This is a genomic window from Georgenia sp. Marseille-Q6866 (assembly GCF_965111665.1).
On the sequence record NZ_CBCOOR010000010.1, the window covers coordinates 57185 to 71006 of the forward strand.

General features: G+C 72.5%; 11 protein-coding genes, 3 tRNA genes and 1 pseudogene. 6 read left to right on the forward strand and 9 right to left on the reverse strand.

Translation table 11 applies throughout. The features are described from left to right. Positions 1–52 precede the first annotated feature (52 nt). Both ACWPXV_RS10080 and ACWPXV_RS10085 read right to left on the reverse strand, forming a co-directional pair. Positions 53–961: a cation diffusion facilitator family transporter gene (locus ACWPXV_RS10080; protein ID WP_454085113.1), complete on the reverse strand. Its 909-nt coding sequence runs from the start codon at positions 959–961 to the stop codon at positions 53–55. A 1-nt stretch (position 962) separates the two neighbouring features. Beyond that, entirely contained in the window at positions 963–1322 is a 360-nt protein-coding gene (locus ACWPXV_RS10085) for a metallopeptidase family protein (protein WP_454085114.1), read from the reverse strand. Between the two features lie 150 nt (positions 1323–1472). Between ACWPXV_RS10085 and ACWPXV_RS10090 the strand changes: the two genes are divergently transcribed. The 3 genes from ACWPXV_RS10090 (at position 1473) to ACWPXV_RS10100 (ending at position 1780) form a co-directional block, all read left to right on the forward strand. Continuing rightward, positions 1473–1545 (forward strand) — tRNA-Glu (locus ACWPXV_RS10090). 43 nt (positions 1546–1588) lie between these two features. Continuing rightward, positions 1589–1662, forward strand: a tRNA-Asp gene (locus tag ACWPXV_RS10095). A 45-nt stretch (positions 1663–1707) separates the two neighbouring features. Continuing rightward, positions 1708–1780, forward strand: a tRNA-Phe gene (locus ACWPXV_RS10100). A 119-nt stretch (positions 1781–1899) separates the two neighbouring features. On the opposite strand, the gene ACWPXV_RS10105 is transcribed toward ACWPXV_RS10100, so the two are convergent. After that, complete coding sequence (locus ACWPXV_RS10105) at positions 1900–6918, reverse strand: ExeM/NucH family extracellular endonuclease (RefSeq protein WP_454085115.1); 5019 nt, start codon at positions 6916–6918, stop codon at positions 1900–1902. A 347-nt stretch (positions 6919–7265) separates the two neighbouring features. Here ACWPXV_RS10105 and ACWPXV_RS10110 point away from each other — a divergent pair, with 347 nt between their 5' ends. Beyond that, positions 7266–7697: a phage holin family protein gene (locus ACWPXV_RS10110; RefSeq protein WP_454085116.1), complete on the forward strand. Its 432-nt coding sequence runs from the start codon at positions 7266–7268 to the stop codon at positions 7695–7697. Further along, a complete protein-coding gene (locus ACWPXV_RS10115) occupies positions 7694–8011 on the forward strand; it encodes a DUF3618 domain-containing protein (protein ID WP_454085117.1) in 318 nt (105 codons plus the stop codon). The genes ACWPXV_RS10110 and ACWPXV_RS10115 overlap by 4 nt, the downstream gene beginning before the upstream one ends. 50 nt (positions 8012–8061) lie before the next feature. Here ACWPXV_RS10115 and ACWPXV_RS10120 read toward each other — a convergent pair whose 3' ends face one another. Beyond that, positions 8062–8271: a BldC family transcriptional regulator gene (locus tag ACWPXV_RS10120; protein ID WP_251303561.1), complete on the reverse strand. Its 210-nt coding sequence runs from the start codon at positions 8269–8271 to the stop codon at positions 8062–8064. A gap of 276 nt (positions 8272–8547) precedes the next feature. Here ACWPXV_RS10120 and ACWPXV_RS10125 point away from each other — a divergent pair, with 276 nt between their 5' ends. Continuing rightward, positions 8548–8733, forward strand: a complete 186-nt coding sequence (locus tag ACWPXV_RS10125) for a DUF3073 domain-containing protein (RefSeq protein ID WP_110853207.1) — start codon at positions 8548–8550, stop codon at positions 8731–8733. Between the two features lie 90 nt (positions 8734–8823). Here the strand turns inward: ACWPXV_RS10125 and purM are convergent, their stop codons facing one another. The 5 genes and pseudogenes from purM to ACWPXV_RS10150 form a co-directional block, all read right to left on the reverse strand. Next, positions 8824–9930: a phosphoribosylformylglycinamidine cyclo-ligase gene (purM, locus tag ACWPXV_RS10130; RefSeq protein WP_454085118.1), complete on the reverse strand. Its 1107-nt coding sequence runs from the start codon at positions 9928–9930 to the stop codon at positions 8824–8826. Then, positions 9930–11444 carry an amidophosphoribosyltransferase gene (purF, locus tag ACWPXV_RS10135; RefSeq protein WP_454085119.1) on the reverse strand — a complete coding sequence of 505 codons (1515 nt, stop codon included), beginning with the start codon at positions 11442–11444 and terminating at the stop codon, positions 9930–9932. The genes purM and purF overlap by 1 nt, the downstream gene beginning before the upstream one ends. 42 nt (positions 11445–11486) lie before the next feature. After that, positions 11487–12928 (reverse strand): annotated as a pseudogene (locus ACWPXV_RS10140) (RNB domain-containing ribonuclease). A 7-nt stretch (positions 12929–12935) separates the two neighbouring features. Beyond that, on the reverse strand, positions 12936–13388 hold the full coding sequence (locus ACWPXV_RS10145; protein WP_454085120.1) for a hypothetical protein: 453 nt from the start codon (positions 13386–13388) through the stop codon (positions 12936–12938). A gap of 43 nt (positions 13389–13431) precedes the next feature. Beyond that, on the reverse strand, positions 13432–13806 hold the full coding sequence (locus ACWPXV_RS10150) for a sterol carrier family protein (protein ID WP_454085121.1): 375 nt from the start codon (positions 13804–13806) through the stop codon (positions 13432–13434). Positions 13807–13822: the final 16 nt, after the last annotated feature.

Consider the following 13822-nt stretch of genomic DNA (forward strand, 5'->3'; position numbering starts at 1 on the left):
ACATCGAACGTCAAGGGCTCTTGACATCACGTGTCAAGGGCCGTTGACACGGTCAGTCGTGGAGCCGCACCTCGGTCGCCTTGTGGCCGCGCGGCTCCAGCTGGAGCGTGGAGTGCTCGACGTCGAAGTGGCCCTCGAGGCAGTGCTGCAGCGCGTCGAGGACGACGCAGAAGCGCTCCGGGTGGAGGACCTCGTCCTCGACGACGACGTGCGCGGAGACCACCGGCACGCCGGAGGTGATCGTCCAGGCGTGGAGGTCGTGGACCGTGACGACGCCGTCCACCTCGCACATGTGCTCGCGCAGCTCGGCGAGCGACATGTCCTCCGGCGCCCCCTCGAGCAGGACGCGGGCGACGTCACGCAGGAGGAGCAGCGCGCGCGGGACGATGAACGCGCCGAGCGCCACGGAGGCGACGGCGTCGGCCTGCGTCCAGCCGGTGACCGCGATGACGGCCGCGGCGAGGAGGACCGCCACCGAGCCGAGCAGGTCCCCGAGCACCTCGAGGTAGGCGCCCCGGACGTTGAGGCTCTCCCCGCGCCCACCGCTGAGCAGCCACAGCGACACGAGGTTGGCGACCAGTCCGACCGTGCCGACGAGCACCATGAGGCCGGTGCGGATCTCAGGCTCGGTCCCGAACCGCCCCACTCCCTCGACGATGACGACCACGCCGACGACGAGGAGGATGACGCCGTTGACGAGCGCCGCGAGGATCTCCGCCCGCTGCCAGCCGAAGGTCCACCTCCCCCGCGCGGGACGGGAGGCGATCCACGTGGCCGCGAGCGCCAGGCCGAGCGCGGCCGTGTCGGAGAGCATGTGCCCGGCGTCGGCCAGCAGGGCGAGCGAGCCGGACAGCCACCCGCCGACGGCCTCGACCACCATGACGGTGGCGGTGACGAGGAAGGCCGCGAGGAGCCGCGAGCGGTGCGCCGCGGCGGCCGTGTGGTGGTGGTCGTGAGGCACGTCAGCCCCAGCCGAGCTCGTGGAGGCGCTCGTCGTCGATGCCGAAGTGGTGGGCGATCTCGTGGACGACCGTCACGGCGACCTCCTCGACCACCTCCTCGACGCTCTCGCACATGCGCAGCGTGGGACCCCGGAAGATCGTGATGCGGTCGGGCAGGGAGCCGGCCGCCCACCAGGAGTCCCGCTCGGTGAGCGGCGTGCCCTCGTACAGCCCGAGCAGGTCGGGGTCACCCGCGTCGGCCGACGGCTCGTCCTCGACGAGCACGACGACGTTGTCCATCTGCGCCGTCAGCTCGGGGGGCACGAGGTCCAGGCCGTCACTGACGGCCTCCTCGAACTCCGCGCGGGACATCTCGACCATGGCCCCATCATCACCCAGGCCACCGACGCCCCGGCAGGCGTTCCGGCGACGTGCCGCAGACCACACCCAGGCGTTTTGCTCCTACGCCGTTCTTCCCCCTATGCTTATGGAGGTCTTGGGGCGCCTCGGCGTCACGGGCGTCCTGAACGGGCCCCCATCGTCTAGCGGCCTAGGACCCCGCCCTTTCACGGCGGTAGCACGGGTTCGAATCCCGTTGGGGGTACGAACCAGCACGACAAGTAGTACAGCAGGAAGCCTTACCACAAGGCCCCGTAGCGCAGTTGGTTAGCGCGCCGCCCTGTCACGGCGGAGGTCGCGGGTTCAAGTCCCGTCGGGGTCGCGGCGGAAGGCCCGGTCAGAGATCTGACCGGGCCTTCGCTCACCAGGCTCTGTAGCTCAGTTGGTAGAGCGTTCGACTGAAAATCGAAAGGTCACCGGATCGACGCCGGTCGGAGCCACACCGAAGAACCCCCGCCTCGTGCGGGGGTTCTTCCTTTTCCGCCCCCGGCGCAGTGGCCGGGACGGGCGAGGGCCCCGCACCTGGTCGGTGCGAGGCCCTCGCTCGTGCGCTACCCGGTCAGGAGGCCGGGGGACGACGCACGCCCAGCGTGTCCTTCCCGTCGCCGTTCCAGTCACCGACGTACACCTCGTCACCGGAGCGGCCGTAGACGATGGCGAAGTCGGCCGGACCGCCACGCAGGGAGTTCTTCACGTGGAACTCCCGGTCGCGCCGGATCGCGAAGGTGTCCGTGCCGTTGCCGTCCCAGTCACCGGCGAGGGTGACGTCGTCCGGGCGGCCGTAGGTGAACACGACGTCGGCGTCGCCGCCGGCGATGCGGTTCTTCACGTGGTACGTCGCACCGCGACGCACCGCGAAGGTGTCCGAGCCGTTGCCGTCCCAGTCGCCCACCATGACCTCGTCGTTCGCGCGGCCGTAGGTGATGACGTGGTCGGCGTCGCCGCCCCGCAGCGAGTTCTTCACGTGGTACTCCGCGCCGCGGCGGACCGCCAGCGTGTCGACACCGTCGCGGTCCCAGTCACCCACGAGCACGACGTCGTCCGCACGCCCGTAGGTGAACACGGTGCTCGCCGGCCCGCCCTGCGGCGCGTCGTTGACGAAGTACTGCTTCCCGCGGCGCACGGTGATGGTGTCCGTGCCGTTCCCGTCCCAGTCGCCGATGAGCACCTCGTCGGTGCGCCGGCCGTACTGGAAGGCGTAGTGCGCGGTGCCCGACCAGTCGTTGGACAGGAAGAAGCCGAACCGCTGCGCCGGGGGCTGCGGCTCGTCCGCACCCTCGACCGTCACCGGCACCCGGATGGTCGTGCCGCTGGGGGCGGCCTCCATCTCGAGGGTGTACTCGCCGTCCAGGTCGGCCGGCACGGTGAAGGTGACCGTGGCCGCGCCGTCGGTGACGGGGGCGGTGTGCACGGCCTCGCCGCGCTCGCCGTCCTCGCCGACGAGGTAGACGGCCAGCTCGGTGTTGTCCGGGCTGCCGAGCGAGGTGAGGTCGAGCCTGCTGACCTCGAAGGAGACCGCCTCACCGGCGACGAGCTCGCTCGGCAGCGGCGTGACCACCGTGGACCGACGCGCGAAGTCCGGCGACAGCGGGGAGCTCTCCCCGATGTACTCGATCCACGCGTCGCGGTCGACCAGGCCGGTGTCCTGGACGTCCGTGGCGCCGCGGAAGACCGAGAAGTTGTCACCGCCCTGGGCCAGGAAGGAGAAGGTCCCGATCCGGTACTCGGCGGCCGGGTCGATCGGGGCGCCGTCGACCGTCACCGAGGTGATCCGCTCCCCGCTCTCGGCCTCCGGGTCCAGCGTGTAGGACACGTTGTCCGACAGACCCAGGTGCAGGAAGGGGTTGGAGGCGGTCGAGGGCTGCCACTGCTGCTCGAGCATCGTGACGAACTGTTCGCCCGTGAGGGTCACCGTCCACAGGTTGTTGACGAAGGGCAGCACGGCGTTGGCCTCGGCGAAGGTGATCTCACCGTTCTCGCCCCGCAGCAGCTCGGCGCGCAGCCCACCGGGGTTGACCACGCCGATCTCCGCGGCGCCCAGGCGCTCCTCGCTCAGCTTGTCGCGCAGGACGTTGGCGACGAGGTTGCCCAGCGTGGACTCCCTCGTGCGGTCGTCCCGCACGAGGTCACCGGCGGCGTTGGTCGTGTGCGCCGTCGTGATGTCGGCGCTCACCTCGCCGACGACGACGCTGCCGATCTCGCGGGCCTCGGCGAGCGCGGCGTCGAGGATCGTCCTGACCTCCGCGACGCGCGGGTAGGTCTCGACGAGCTCCTCGAAGGGCGCCGTCGTCATGGGCACGTTCCGCTGCTCGTAGTCCACGACCTCGCTGCTCTCGCGGTCGACGGTGAGGACGACCTGCGAGACGTAGGTGCCGTAGCTCTCGCCCTGGATGACGGGCCGCAGGGCGGCGCCGCCGGTCCCGGGGACCGGGCCGTCCCAGGCGTAGACCTCGTGCGTGTGGCCGTTGAAGATCGCGTCCACGTCCGCGCTGGTGTCGTTGACGATCCCGGCGAAGACCTCGCTCGTGGCGATCTGCTCCTCGAGCGTCGAGCCCGAGCCGGCCGGTGCCCCCTCGTGGAAGGACGCGACGATGACGTCGGCCGCGCCGCTGTCGCTCAGCTCGTCGGCGACGCGGTTGACCGCCTCGACCGGGTTGCCGAACGTGAGGCCCTCGATGCCGCCGGGGGTGACGAGGGTCGGGGTCTCCTGGGTGACGACGCCGATGACCGCCACGGTCACGCCGTCGACCTCGAAGGTGTCGTACTCCGGCAGGGCCGGCTCACCGTCCGCGCCGTAGACGTTGGCCCCGAGGTGCTCGAAGTCGGCCCAGTCGGTGACCTGGCCGGTGAGGTTGTCGAAGCCGGCGTCGAACTCGTGGTTCCCGACGTTCGACACCGCGACGTCCAGGGCGTTGAGGACGTCGATGGTGGGCTTGTCCTCCTGCACGGAGGAGGTGAACAGCGAGGCGCCGATGTTGTCGCCGGAGGACAGGAGGAGCGTGTTGTCCTCCCCGCCCTCGGCGCGCAGCTCCTCGATCGTGCCCGCGAAGGAGAGGGTCGCGTTGGTGACGACGCCGGTCTGCCGGTTGGTGACGTAATCGTTCAGCCGGCCGTGGAAGTCGTTGAAGGCCAGCAGGTTGATGTCGACCGTGGGCTCGGGCTCGTCCGCGACGAGGTCGAGCCCGACGATGATCGGGTCGTGGTCGCTGGACCGGTACGGCGACGCGTCGTGGAAGTCGGTGACGTTGTAGTTGTACCGGCTGTACTCGAAGGCGATGGACTCGTAGGCGTTGATGTTCCAGATGTCGGCGCCGGTCACCGCTGCGGTGGCCGCCTCGCTCGCAAGGACGTGGTCGAGCGAGCCGACCATCGAGCCGAAGGAGTACGTCGACTTCTCGGTGAGCTCGTCGCCGAGGTCCGTGTAGCCGTTCTCGTAGAAGACCTGCATCGGGTCTTCCTGCGTGTAGGAGTTGAAGTCACCGGCGAGGAGCACCAGCTCCGTGCCGGCGTCGGCCGCGACCTCGTCGGCGAAGGCGACGAGCGCCTCGGCCTGGCGGACGCGGTCGGGGTTCGAGGCCCCCTGGCCGTCGCCCTGGTCGGCGTTCTCCCCTGAGCCGGAGCCCTTGGACTTGAAGTGGTTGTTGATGACGACGAAGGAGTCGGCGTCCGCGAGGATGTCGCCGTTCTCGTCGACCGGCGCGAACTCCTGGGCCATCGGCTCGCGGGCGTTGCCGAACGCGGCGCTGTCGAGCAGGATCTCGGTGCCGCCGACAGGGGTGACGGCGTCGACCTGGTAGATGAACGCGTTGCGGATGACGTCCTCGGCCGCGGGGAACTGCTCGGCGGACACGACGTACTCCCACCGCTCCTCGCCCGCGCCCGCGTTGAGGGCGTCGACGAGGTCGGACAGGGCGTGGTCACGGTCGGCGGCGGTGTTGCCCGGGACGAAGGGCAGCGAGTTCTCGATCTCCTGGAGGGCGACGACGTCGGCGTCCAGGGCGTTGATCGCGCTGACGATCTTCTCGGTCTGACGGGCGAGGTTCGCCGCGTCGTAGGCACCGCGGACGTCGCAGTTGCGGGCCGTCGTCGGGCCTCCCAGGCGGTCACCGAAGAAGCCGCAGCCGGCCTCCTCGTCGCCGAGGCTGGTGAAGTAGTTGAGGACGTTGAAGGTGGCGACCCTGACGTCGCCGCCGACCTCCTCGGGGGCCTCCGGACGGGTGTTCTCCCAGCTGATGGGCTGGACCTCGGCGGCGTTGGCGCCGGTGAGACGGCTCTGCGGCTGGAAGTTCCAGGTGGCGTCCTCGCCTGCGATGGTGCGCCGGAAGTCGAGGATGACGGGGCCCTCGAACTCGACCGGCGCGCCGACCCGGACCGGGTTGTCCGGCGTGAGGTAGGCGACCGGGGTCTCGTGGTCGTCGAAGGAGAAGTTGGTCCAGTCGTGGCTGGAGCCGTCGTCCATCCGGATCTCGCGGTCGGCGTTCGCGGCGACGAGGTCGGTGTAGGCCTCGGTGCCGGGGCGCACGACGTCGGTCGGCTGGCGCAGGGGCTCGTCGCCGGCGGCCAGGCCCACCCAGCCGAAGCGGTTGGTGTGGTACGTGTCGGTCACCGTGAAGTCGCCCTGCGGGGCGAGCAGCATGCCCTCGAGGGCCTCGCGCTCGTCGACCGCGGGCAGGGGGACCTGCGCCGCGACGATGTCGGCGGCGGGCTCGTCGAGGACGCTGTGGCTCGCTGCGGCGATCTGGGTGAGGCCGAAGTACTCGCCGGCGGTGCCAGTCACCTCGACGAGGTCGCCGACCTCGACGTCACTGGCGAGCTGCGTGCCACCGCCGAAGACGAAGATGCCGTGCGAGGCGTCGTGGCCCTCGAGGTCCGCGCCCGTGCCGGGCGTCTGGATGAAGGCGCCGTTGAAGCCGCCGTCGGCGTAGACGCCGGTGACGATGCCCCGGGTCGTGACGGTCTGGTCCAGCAGCGGGGTCGCGTCGCCGGTGCCCTGGATCTCGGCGATCGGCGTCACCTCACCCGGCTCGGGGTCCGGGTCCGGGTCGGGCTCCTCGGCGGCGCTGTTGAGGGCGCCGAAGCTGCTCGCGACCGGACCGGTCCACTCGCCGTCGACGCGCTGGAGGGACTGCCCCGCCGGCGTGTCGCCCGGCTGGGAGACGCCGATGTCGGTGCTCTCCACACCGTCGGCGGCGCCGCCCGATGCGGTCATCACGCCCTCGTAGGAGAGGAACTCGACGACGGTGCCCTCGGCGTCGACCAGGGCCACGCCGTCGGGGGCGCCGTTCTGGACGCCGTTGGCCGGGTAGTCGAGGACGACGACGCCGGCCTCGGGCACCGTCTCCTCGATCTCCGTCGTGCTGTACGCGGTGTTGGTGCTGCCGTTGTAGAGGACCACCTGCCACCCGGCGAGGTCGGTGCCGACCGGGGCCTGGATCTCGATCGCCTCACCGACGTCGGCGCCGTCGTTGTCGTAGTGGATCTCGCTGATGAACACGGGTCCCGTGCTCATGAGCGCGGCCGCGGGGGCGACGGCGACGAGCGGGGTGAGGATGAGGGAGGCGACTCCGACCGCGGCCACACCCCCTCTGCCACGAGTGGTGGACCTACGGGGAACTCGGCTCACGGGTGCTCCTTCTCCGGCCGCCCGGCCGGGTGCTTCGTGCGCGCGACGACGCGCGCAGTGGAGGGGTAGGCCCGCTCATCATGTGGCACGGGCCACGTCCTCGTCAACGTCTCACTCTGCGAGACACCGGCCGTTCACCGCCCCGTCACCGCCGAGTCACCGCCCCGTGGCGCGCCCGTCCGCGCCGCGCCGTGAGCGGCTCGCGGCGCAAGGACGTGCACGGCGCGCCGATCCCCGCGATCATGGGGCAGCAACGACGACTGCACGACGACGGCGCTTCGGCGCGGAGAAGAGGGAGACGCGTGAGTACTGCCGCACCGCAGCACCTCGGGACCGGCCAGCAGCCGCCCGGACGCCCGTCCATCGGCGAGCTGGTGGCGAGGATCTCCGACCAGTTCTCGCGCATCCTGCGCGGCGAGCTCGAGCTCATCCAGGTCAAGGCGGCGGCCAAGGCGAAGAAGGTGGGCGCGGGCGCCGCGATGTTCGCCGTCGCCGGCCTCCTCGGCTTCTTCGCCCTCGCCCTCCTCATCACCACCGCGGTGCTGGGCCTGGCCGAGGCGCTCCCGGCGTGGCTGTCCGCCCTCATCGTCGCCGTCGTCCTGCTCGTCATCGCTGGCATCATCGCCCTCGTCGGCAAGAAGATGCTGCAGTCGGGCGAGGCGCCCTCCGCGGAGGAGACCAAGGCCAACCTCAAGGCCGACCTCGACGCCGTCAAGAAGGGCCTCAGCTCATGAGCGACGACAAGCGCACCCCCGAGCAGATCCAGGCCGACCTCGCCCGCACGCGGCAGGAGCTGGCCGGCTCGGTCGACGAGCTGAGCACGATGCTCGACCCGCGCGAGCAGATCAAGGAGGCGAGGTCGAGCCTCAAGGCCGCCCTCGGCCGCACGGGCGAGTCCGCCCGGCACGCGGCGAAGGGCGCCGAGGCGAAGGCCCAGTCCCTCCTGGACGACGCCAAGGGCGGGGACCCCAAGGCCATCGGCATCGTCGGTGCGGGCGCGGCCGCGCTCGCCCTCGTCGTCACGGTGGTCGCACGCCGCTCCCGCTGAGCCACGCACACGACGCGCGCAGGGCCCTGGAGGCCCTGCGCGCGTTCTGCTCAGCCCGTGGGGCGCTGCGCGCCCATCCCGTTCGCGACGAGCAGCTCGTCGACCTCGCTACGGCGGTAGCGGCGGTGCCCGCCCAGGGTGCGGACCGCGGTGAGCTTGCCGGCGTTCGCCCACCGGGTCACCGTCTTGGGGTCCACCCGGAACCGGGCAGCCACCTCACCGGGGGTCAGCAGTGTCTCCTCGCGATGATTCTCGTCCATGGTGCACCTCAGTTCCGTCACGGCCCGGGCCGGCTCACCCGCCAGATGACTCACGCTAACTCGCCCGATTCGGGCGAAAAGCGGACGAAGGTCCCATGGCCCCCACGGCGCTCGGGTCCCCGCCGGGCCGGCAGAGTGAGCGGCCGCACGTGCGCTGGATGGTCGAACCCACGCTCGACCATGTACCGTGGGCACCACGAACCATGACCACATAAATGGGGCCGCACTGACACCGTCGGTGCCTGCCCCTCTTCTACGTTGGAGGGGGTCGACGCCATGGGGCGCGGCCGTCAGAAGGCCAAGCAGACGAAGGTCGCTCGCCGGCTGAAGTACTACAGCCCGGAGACCGACTACCAGGCTCTCGAGAGAGAGCTGGCGTCTCAGAGCCATGACCGGGACATGCACGACTTCGAGATCCCCTCCGCAGAGGATGACGACGACTGGCGTCTCCGCTCGGACTAGGTTCACCGTCGCCCACGGCGACGGCGTGACAGCGATCCTCAGGTCGCCGCTCCCCCACGGGGACGCGGCGACCTGAGCTGATCGCGGCTCTCAGCTGCGGTAGCTGCCGTGCATGCGCACGGCTCCCCCACGCATGCCCTTGGTGCCGGTGACGACGTCGCCGTCGCTGTCGGTGAGGCGCTCCACCGTGCCCAGCTGCCACGCGTCGATGCCGGCCGCGCACGCCGTCCGGACCGCCTGCTCCGCCGCGGACGGGGCGAGCACCGCCACCATGCCGACGCCGAGGTTGAGCGTCTGCTCGAGGTCGGCCCACTCGACCGGACCGAGGCGACGCACGACGTCGAAGACCGCCGGCACCTGCCAGGAGCCACGCTCGACGTGGCCGACGAGCCCGGCGGGCAGCACGCGGGCGAGGTTCGCCGCGAGCCCGCCACCGGTGACGTGCGAGAGGGCGTGCAGCCCGTCGTCCTCCGCGAGCTCCAGGCACAGCCGCGTGTACAGGCGGGTGGGCTCGAGGAGCTCTTCCCCGACGGTGCGCCCCAGCTCGGCGACGTCCCGCTCCAGCGACCAGCCGCTCACCTCGAGGACCCGGCGGACGAGGGAGTAGCCGTTGGCGTGCAGCCCGGAGGAGGCGAGCGCGACGAGGACGTCGCCCTCGGCCACCCGCTCGGGGCCGAGCACGCGGTCGGCCTCGACGACGCCCGTGGCGGCGCCCGCGACGTCGTACTCGTCGGGGCCCAGGAGGCCGGGGTGCTCGGCCGTCTCCCCGCCCACGAGGGCGGTGCCGGTGAGGGCGCAGGCCTCGGCGATGCCGCGGACGATGTCGGCGATCCGCTCGGGCACGACCCGCCCGCAGGCGATGTAGTCCGTCATGACGAGCGGCCGCGCCCCCACGACGACGATGTCGTCGACGACCATGCCGACGAGGTCGTGGCCGATGGTGTCGTGGACGTCCATCGCCTGGGCGATGGCGACCTTGGTGCCGACGCCGTCGGTGGAGGTGGCGAGGAGTGGACGGCGGTACTCGCGCAGCGCGGAGGCGTCGTAGAGACCGGCGAAACCGCCGGCGCCGCCGACGACCTCGGGCCCGTGGGTGGCGCGCAGCGCACCCTTCATGAGCTCGACGGCGCGGTCACCCGCCTCCGTGTCGACGCCGGCCGCGGCGTAGCTGATGGGGGTGCGGTTCTCGGTGCTCACTACGCTCCAGCGATCGTCAGGGACCCCGGGTGCCGGGGCGGGAGGACCTGGTAGTCACGCCGCTCGGCCGAGGCCTCGGCGTCCTCGACGGGCACGGGGTACTCGCCGGTGAAGCACGCGGTGCACAGCCGCGTGCGGGGCACGGCGGTGGCCTCGATCATCCCGTCGGTGGAGATGTACCCGAGGCTGTCGGCGCCGAGGGAGGCGCGGATCTCCTCGATGCTCATGCCGTTGGCGATGAGCTCGGCCCGGGTGGCGAAGTCGATGCCGTAGAAGCACGGCCACTTGACCGGCGGGGAGGAGATGCGGACGTGGATCTCCGCGGCACCGGCCTCACGCAGCATGCGGACGAGAGCGCGCTGGGTGTTGCCGCGGACGATGGAGTCGTCCACGACGACGAGCCGCTTGCCGGCGATGACCTCGCGCAGCGGGTTGAGCTTGAGCTTGATGCCGAGCTGGCGGATCGTGTCGGTCGGCTGGATGAAGGTACGCCCGACGTAGGCGTTCTTCACCAGCCCCTGCGCGAAGGGGATCCCGGACTCCTGGGCGTACCCGATCGCGGCGGGCGTCCCGGAGTCGGGCGTGGGGATGACGAGGTCGGCGTCGACGGGGTGCTCGCGCGCCAGCACGCGGCCCATCTCGCTGCGCGCCGCGTTGACCGAGCGGCCCGCGATCTGCGTGTCCGGCCGGGCGAGGTAGACGTACTCGAAGACGCAGCCGCGCGGGCTGGGCTCGGCGAAGTGCTGCGAGCGCAGCCCGTCCTCGTCGACGACGACGAGCTCGCCGGGCTCGATCTCCCGGACGAAGGTGGCGCCGACGATGTCGAGGGCCGCGGTCTCCGAGGCGATGGCCCAGCCGCGCTGCAGCCGGCCGAGGACGAGGGGCCGGAAGCCGTGGGGGTCGCGGGCGGCGTAGAGGGAGTGCTCGTCCATGAAGACGAGCGAGAAGGCGCCCTCCAGGAGCGGCAGCACGCTCATCGCCGTCGCCTCGAGGGACCCGGTGCCCTCACCGGCGGTCCCGGACAGCAGGGCGGTGATGACGGCGGTGTCGGTGGAGCTGCCCCGCCCGAGCTCGCCGGACAGGTCCGTGCCCGACTGCTCGCGCACGAGCTCCATGAGCCGGCGCGTGTTGGTGAGGTTGCCGTTGTGGCCGAGGGCGACCGTGCCGCTGCCCGCCGGGCCGAGGGTGGGCTGGGCGTTCTCCCACGCGCTGGCGCCCGTCGTCGCGTAGCGCACGTGCCCGACGGCGATGTGCCCCTGCAGCGCGGACAGCGTCCGGTCGTCGAAGACCTGGGAGACCAGGCCCATGTCCTTGTAGACGAGGAGCTGCTCGCCGTTGCTCGTGGCGATGCCGGCCGACTCCTGGCCGCGGTGCTGCAGCGCGTAGATGCCGAAGTAGGTGAGGCGGGAGACCTCCTCACCGGGCGCCCACACGCCGAAGACCCCGCACTCGTCCTGGGGAGGGGCTTCCCCCGGGAGCAGGTCGTGACTCAGCCGTCCGTCTCCGCGTCGCACGTGTGCATGGTCCCACACCCGCGCGCGGGGCGGCGGGTGCAGTCAGACAGGTGAGAAGCGCACCGTCCGCCCGGGGACGTCCACCTCGTCCAGCCGCACGGTCACCTGCTCGCCGAGCGGCAGCTCCGGCGCCCGGACGGACGCCTCCACGGCGGGCTCGGCGATGACGACGGTGCCGCGCACGCCGTCGTCGTCCTCGTCGACCTCGACGACGACGCCACGGAACTCCTCCCCGACCCTGCCCTCGAGGACGAGCGCCTCGACGGCGTCGACGGCGCCGCGCTCGTAGCGCCCGGCCCGCTGGGTGGTGCGGGCCATGACGCGGGGCAGCTCGGGCAGCGCGTCGTGCACCCACCCGGGGACGGGCTCCCCGGCGCAGACGGCCCGGCAGACCTCGAGGCCGGCGCGGTCGACGAGGCGGCGCAGCGGTGCGGTGACGTGCGCGTAGTGGGCGGCGATAGCGGCGTGGCGGGTGTCGCCGTCGTCGTCCTGGCCGAGCACGGCGTATCCGGCGCCGCGGAAGAGGGTGGTCGCCTCGGTGAGGAAGGCGGCGTGGGCGGGGACGGCGGAGTCGAGGGTGGGGAGGAGGTCCTGGTAGGAGACGTCCTCGGGCCACGGGATGCCGAGGCCGCGCGCGGTGCGGCGGAGGCGGGCGAGGTCGCGCGGGTCGGCGGGCGGCAGGGTGCGCAGGATGCCCACGCCGGCGCCGCGCATGAGCTCGGCGGCGCCGATGCCGGTGAGGAGGAGATCTGGGCGTTCCACTCCTCCACGGGCAGGGTGGCGCGGAAGGCGAGGGCGTAGCCGCCGTCGCGGGCCACCACCTCCTGCTCGGGGATCTCGAGGGAGACGCCGCCGCGGGCCCGCTCCTGGGCGAGGCGCAGCTCGCCGACCCGGCGCAGCAGCCCGGGCAGGGTGGGCGGGACGTCCGGGTCGCTGCCGCCGTCGACGGCGTCCTGGACCTGCCCGTAGGTGAGCTGCGCGCGGCTGCGGACCAGGGCCCGGCGGACGGAGGCCTCGCGCACCGCGCCGTCGGCGTCGAGCGCGATGCGCCACAGGTAGGCGGGGCGGTCCTGGCCGGGCAGGAGGCTGGCGGCGCCGGCGCTGAGGACCTCGGGGTGCAGCGGTGTGGAGCCGGTGGGGCCGTAGACGGTGACGCCCCGCTCGTGGACGGCGGTGTCGAGGGCGCCGCCGGGGGTGACGAAGGAGGCGAGGTCGGCGATGGCGTAGTGGACGAGGAAGCCCTCGCCGTCCTCCTCGAGGTGGACGGCCTGGTCGAGGTCGCGGGAGCCGGGCGGGTCGACGGTGACGAGGGGCAAGTCGCGCGCGTCCGGCAGGGCCGGCAGCGGGCGCCGGGCGGCCTCCTGCGCCTCGGCCAGCGCCGCGGGCGGGAGGTCGACGGGGATCTCGAGCTCGGCGCGGAGCTGGTCGAGGGACTGCGCGACGCGCGCGGGCGGGGCCGGCAGGTGGAGCTGGCGGGTGCGCACGCCGCGCTCAGTCCCGGCCACGGCGGCGCAGGGATCGGCGGTCGGCGACGAGCGCACAGGTGAGGCCGGCGAAGACGCCCGCGGTACCGAGGGCCAGGAGCAGGAGAAGGAAGAGGGTGCCCCGCGAGAGACCCGACCCGCCCACCGGGAGGAAGGTGAGGGCGAAGGAGAGGAGCGCACCGAGGACGAAGCCGAGGAAGCCGAACCGTCCGTAGCGGGGGGCGCGCCGCACCCGGCTCGGGTCGGCGACGTCGACCGCCCGGGCAACGGGAGCGTCCTCGGCCGGCGGTCCGGCGGGCGGGGCGGTGTCCGCGGCGTCGGCCGGAGGCGCGGCGTCCGCGGGAGGCGCGACGTCGTCGGGAGGCGCGGCGTCCGCGGGAGGCGCGGCGTCGTCGGGAGGCGCGGCGTCCGCGGGAGGTGCGGCGTCGGCGGGCGGTGCTGCGGGGTCGGGCGTGCTCACGCGGTCAAACGTACCCCGCAGCCCGCGCGCGCTCTCCCGCGCGCTACCGAGTGATGAGCGGGAGCACGCCGGAGAGGTCGGCGCGGATCCCGGAGGCCGTCACGGCGCCGGACCTGCGCGCCTCGTCCCAGGAGAGGCGGCCGGTCGCCATGCGCAACCACGTCTGCATGTCGGTCTCCACGACGTTGGGCGGGGTGCCGCGGGTGTGCCGCGGTCCGGCGATGGCCTGGACGGCCGCGGCGGGCGGCACCCGCACCTCGACGGAGTTGCCGGGCGAGCCCACCGCGAGCTCCTCGAGGGTGAAGCGGACGGCCGTGCGGACGACGGCGGCCGGCACCTGCTCCCCGGCGTCCTCGGCGGCGCGCCACTGCCGCAGTGCCGCCATCCCCTCGCCGGGGTCGATGCGTCGTCGTGCCACCGGGACACCGTAACCG

Coding starts and splice junctions, on each gene's coding strand:
- ACWPXV_RS10085 (WP_454085114.1), bottom strand. CDS start 1,322: ATGGTCGAGATGTCCCGCGCGGAGTTCGAGGAGGCCGTCAGTGACGGC.
- ACWPXV_RS10115 (WP_454085117.1), top strand. CDS start 7,694: ATGAGCGACGACAAGCGCACCCCCGAGCAGATCCAGGCCGACCTCGCC.
- ACWPXV_RS10120 (WP_251303561.1), bottom strand. CDS start 8,271: ATGGACGAGAATCATCGCGAGGAGACACTGCTGACCCCCGGTGAGGTG.
- ACWPXV_RS10125 (WP_110853207.1), top strand. CDS start 8,548: ATGGGGCGCGGCCGTCAGAAGGCCAAGCAGACGAAGGTCGCTCGCCGG.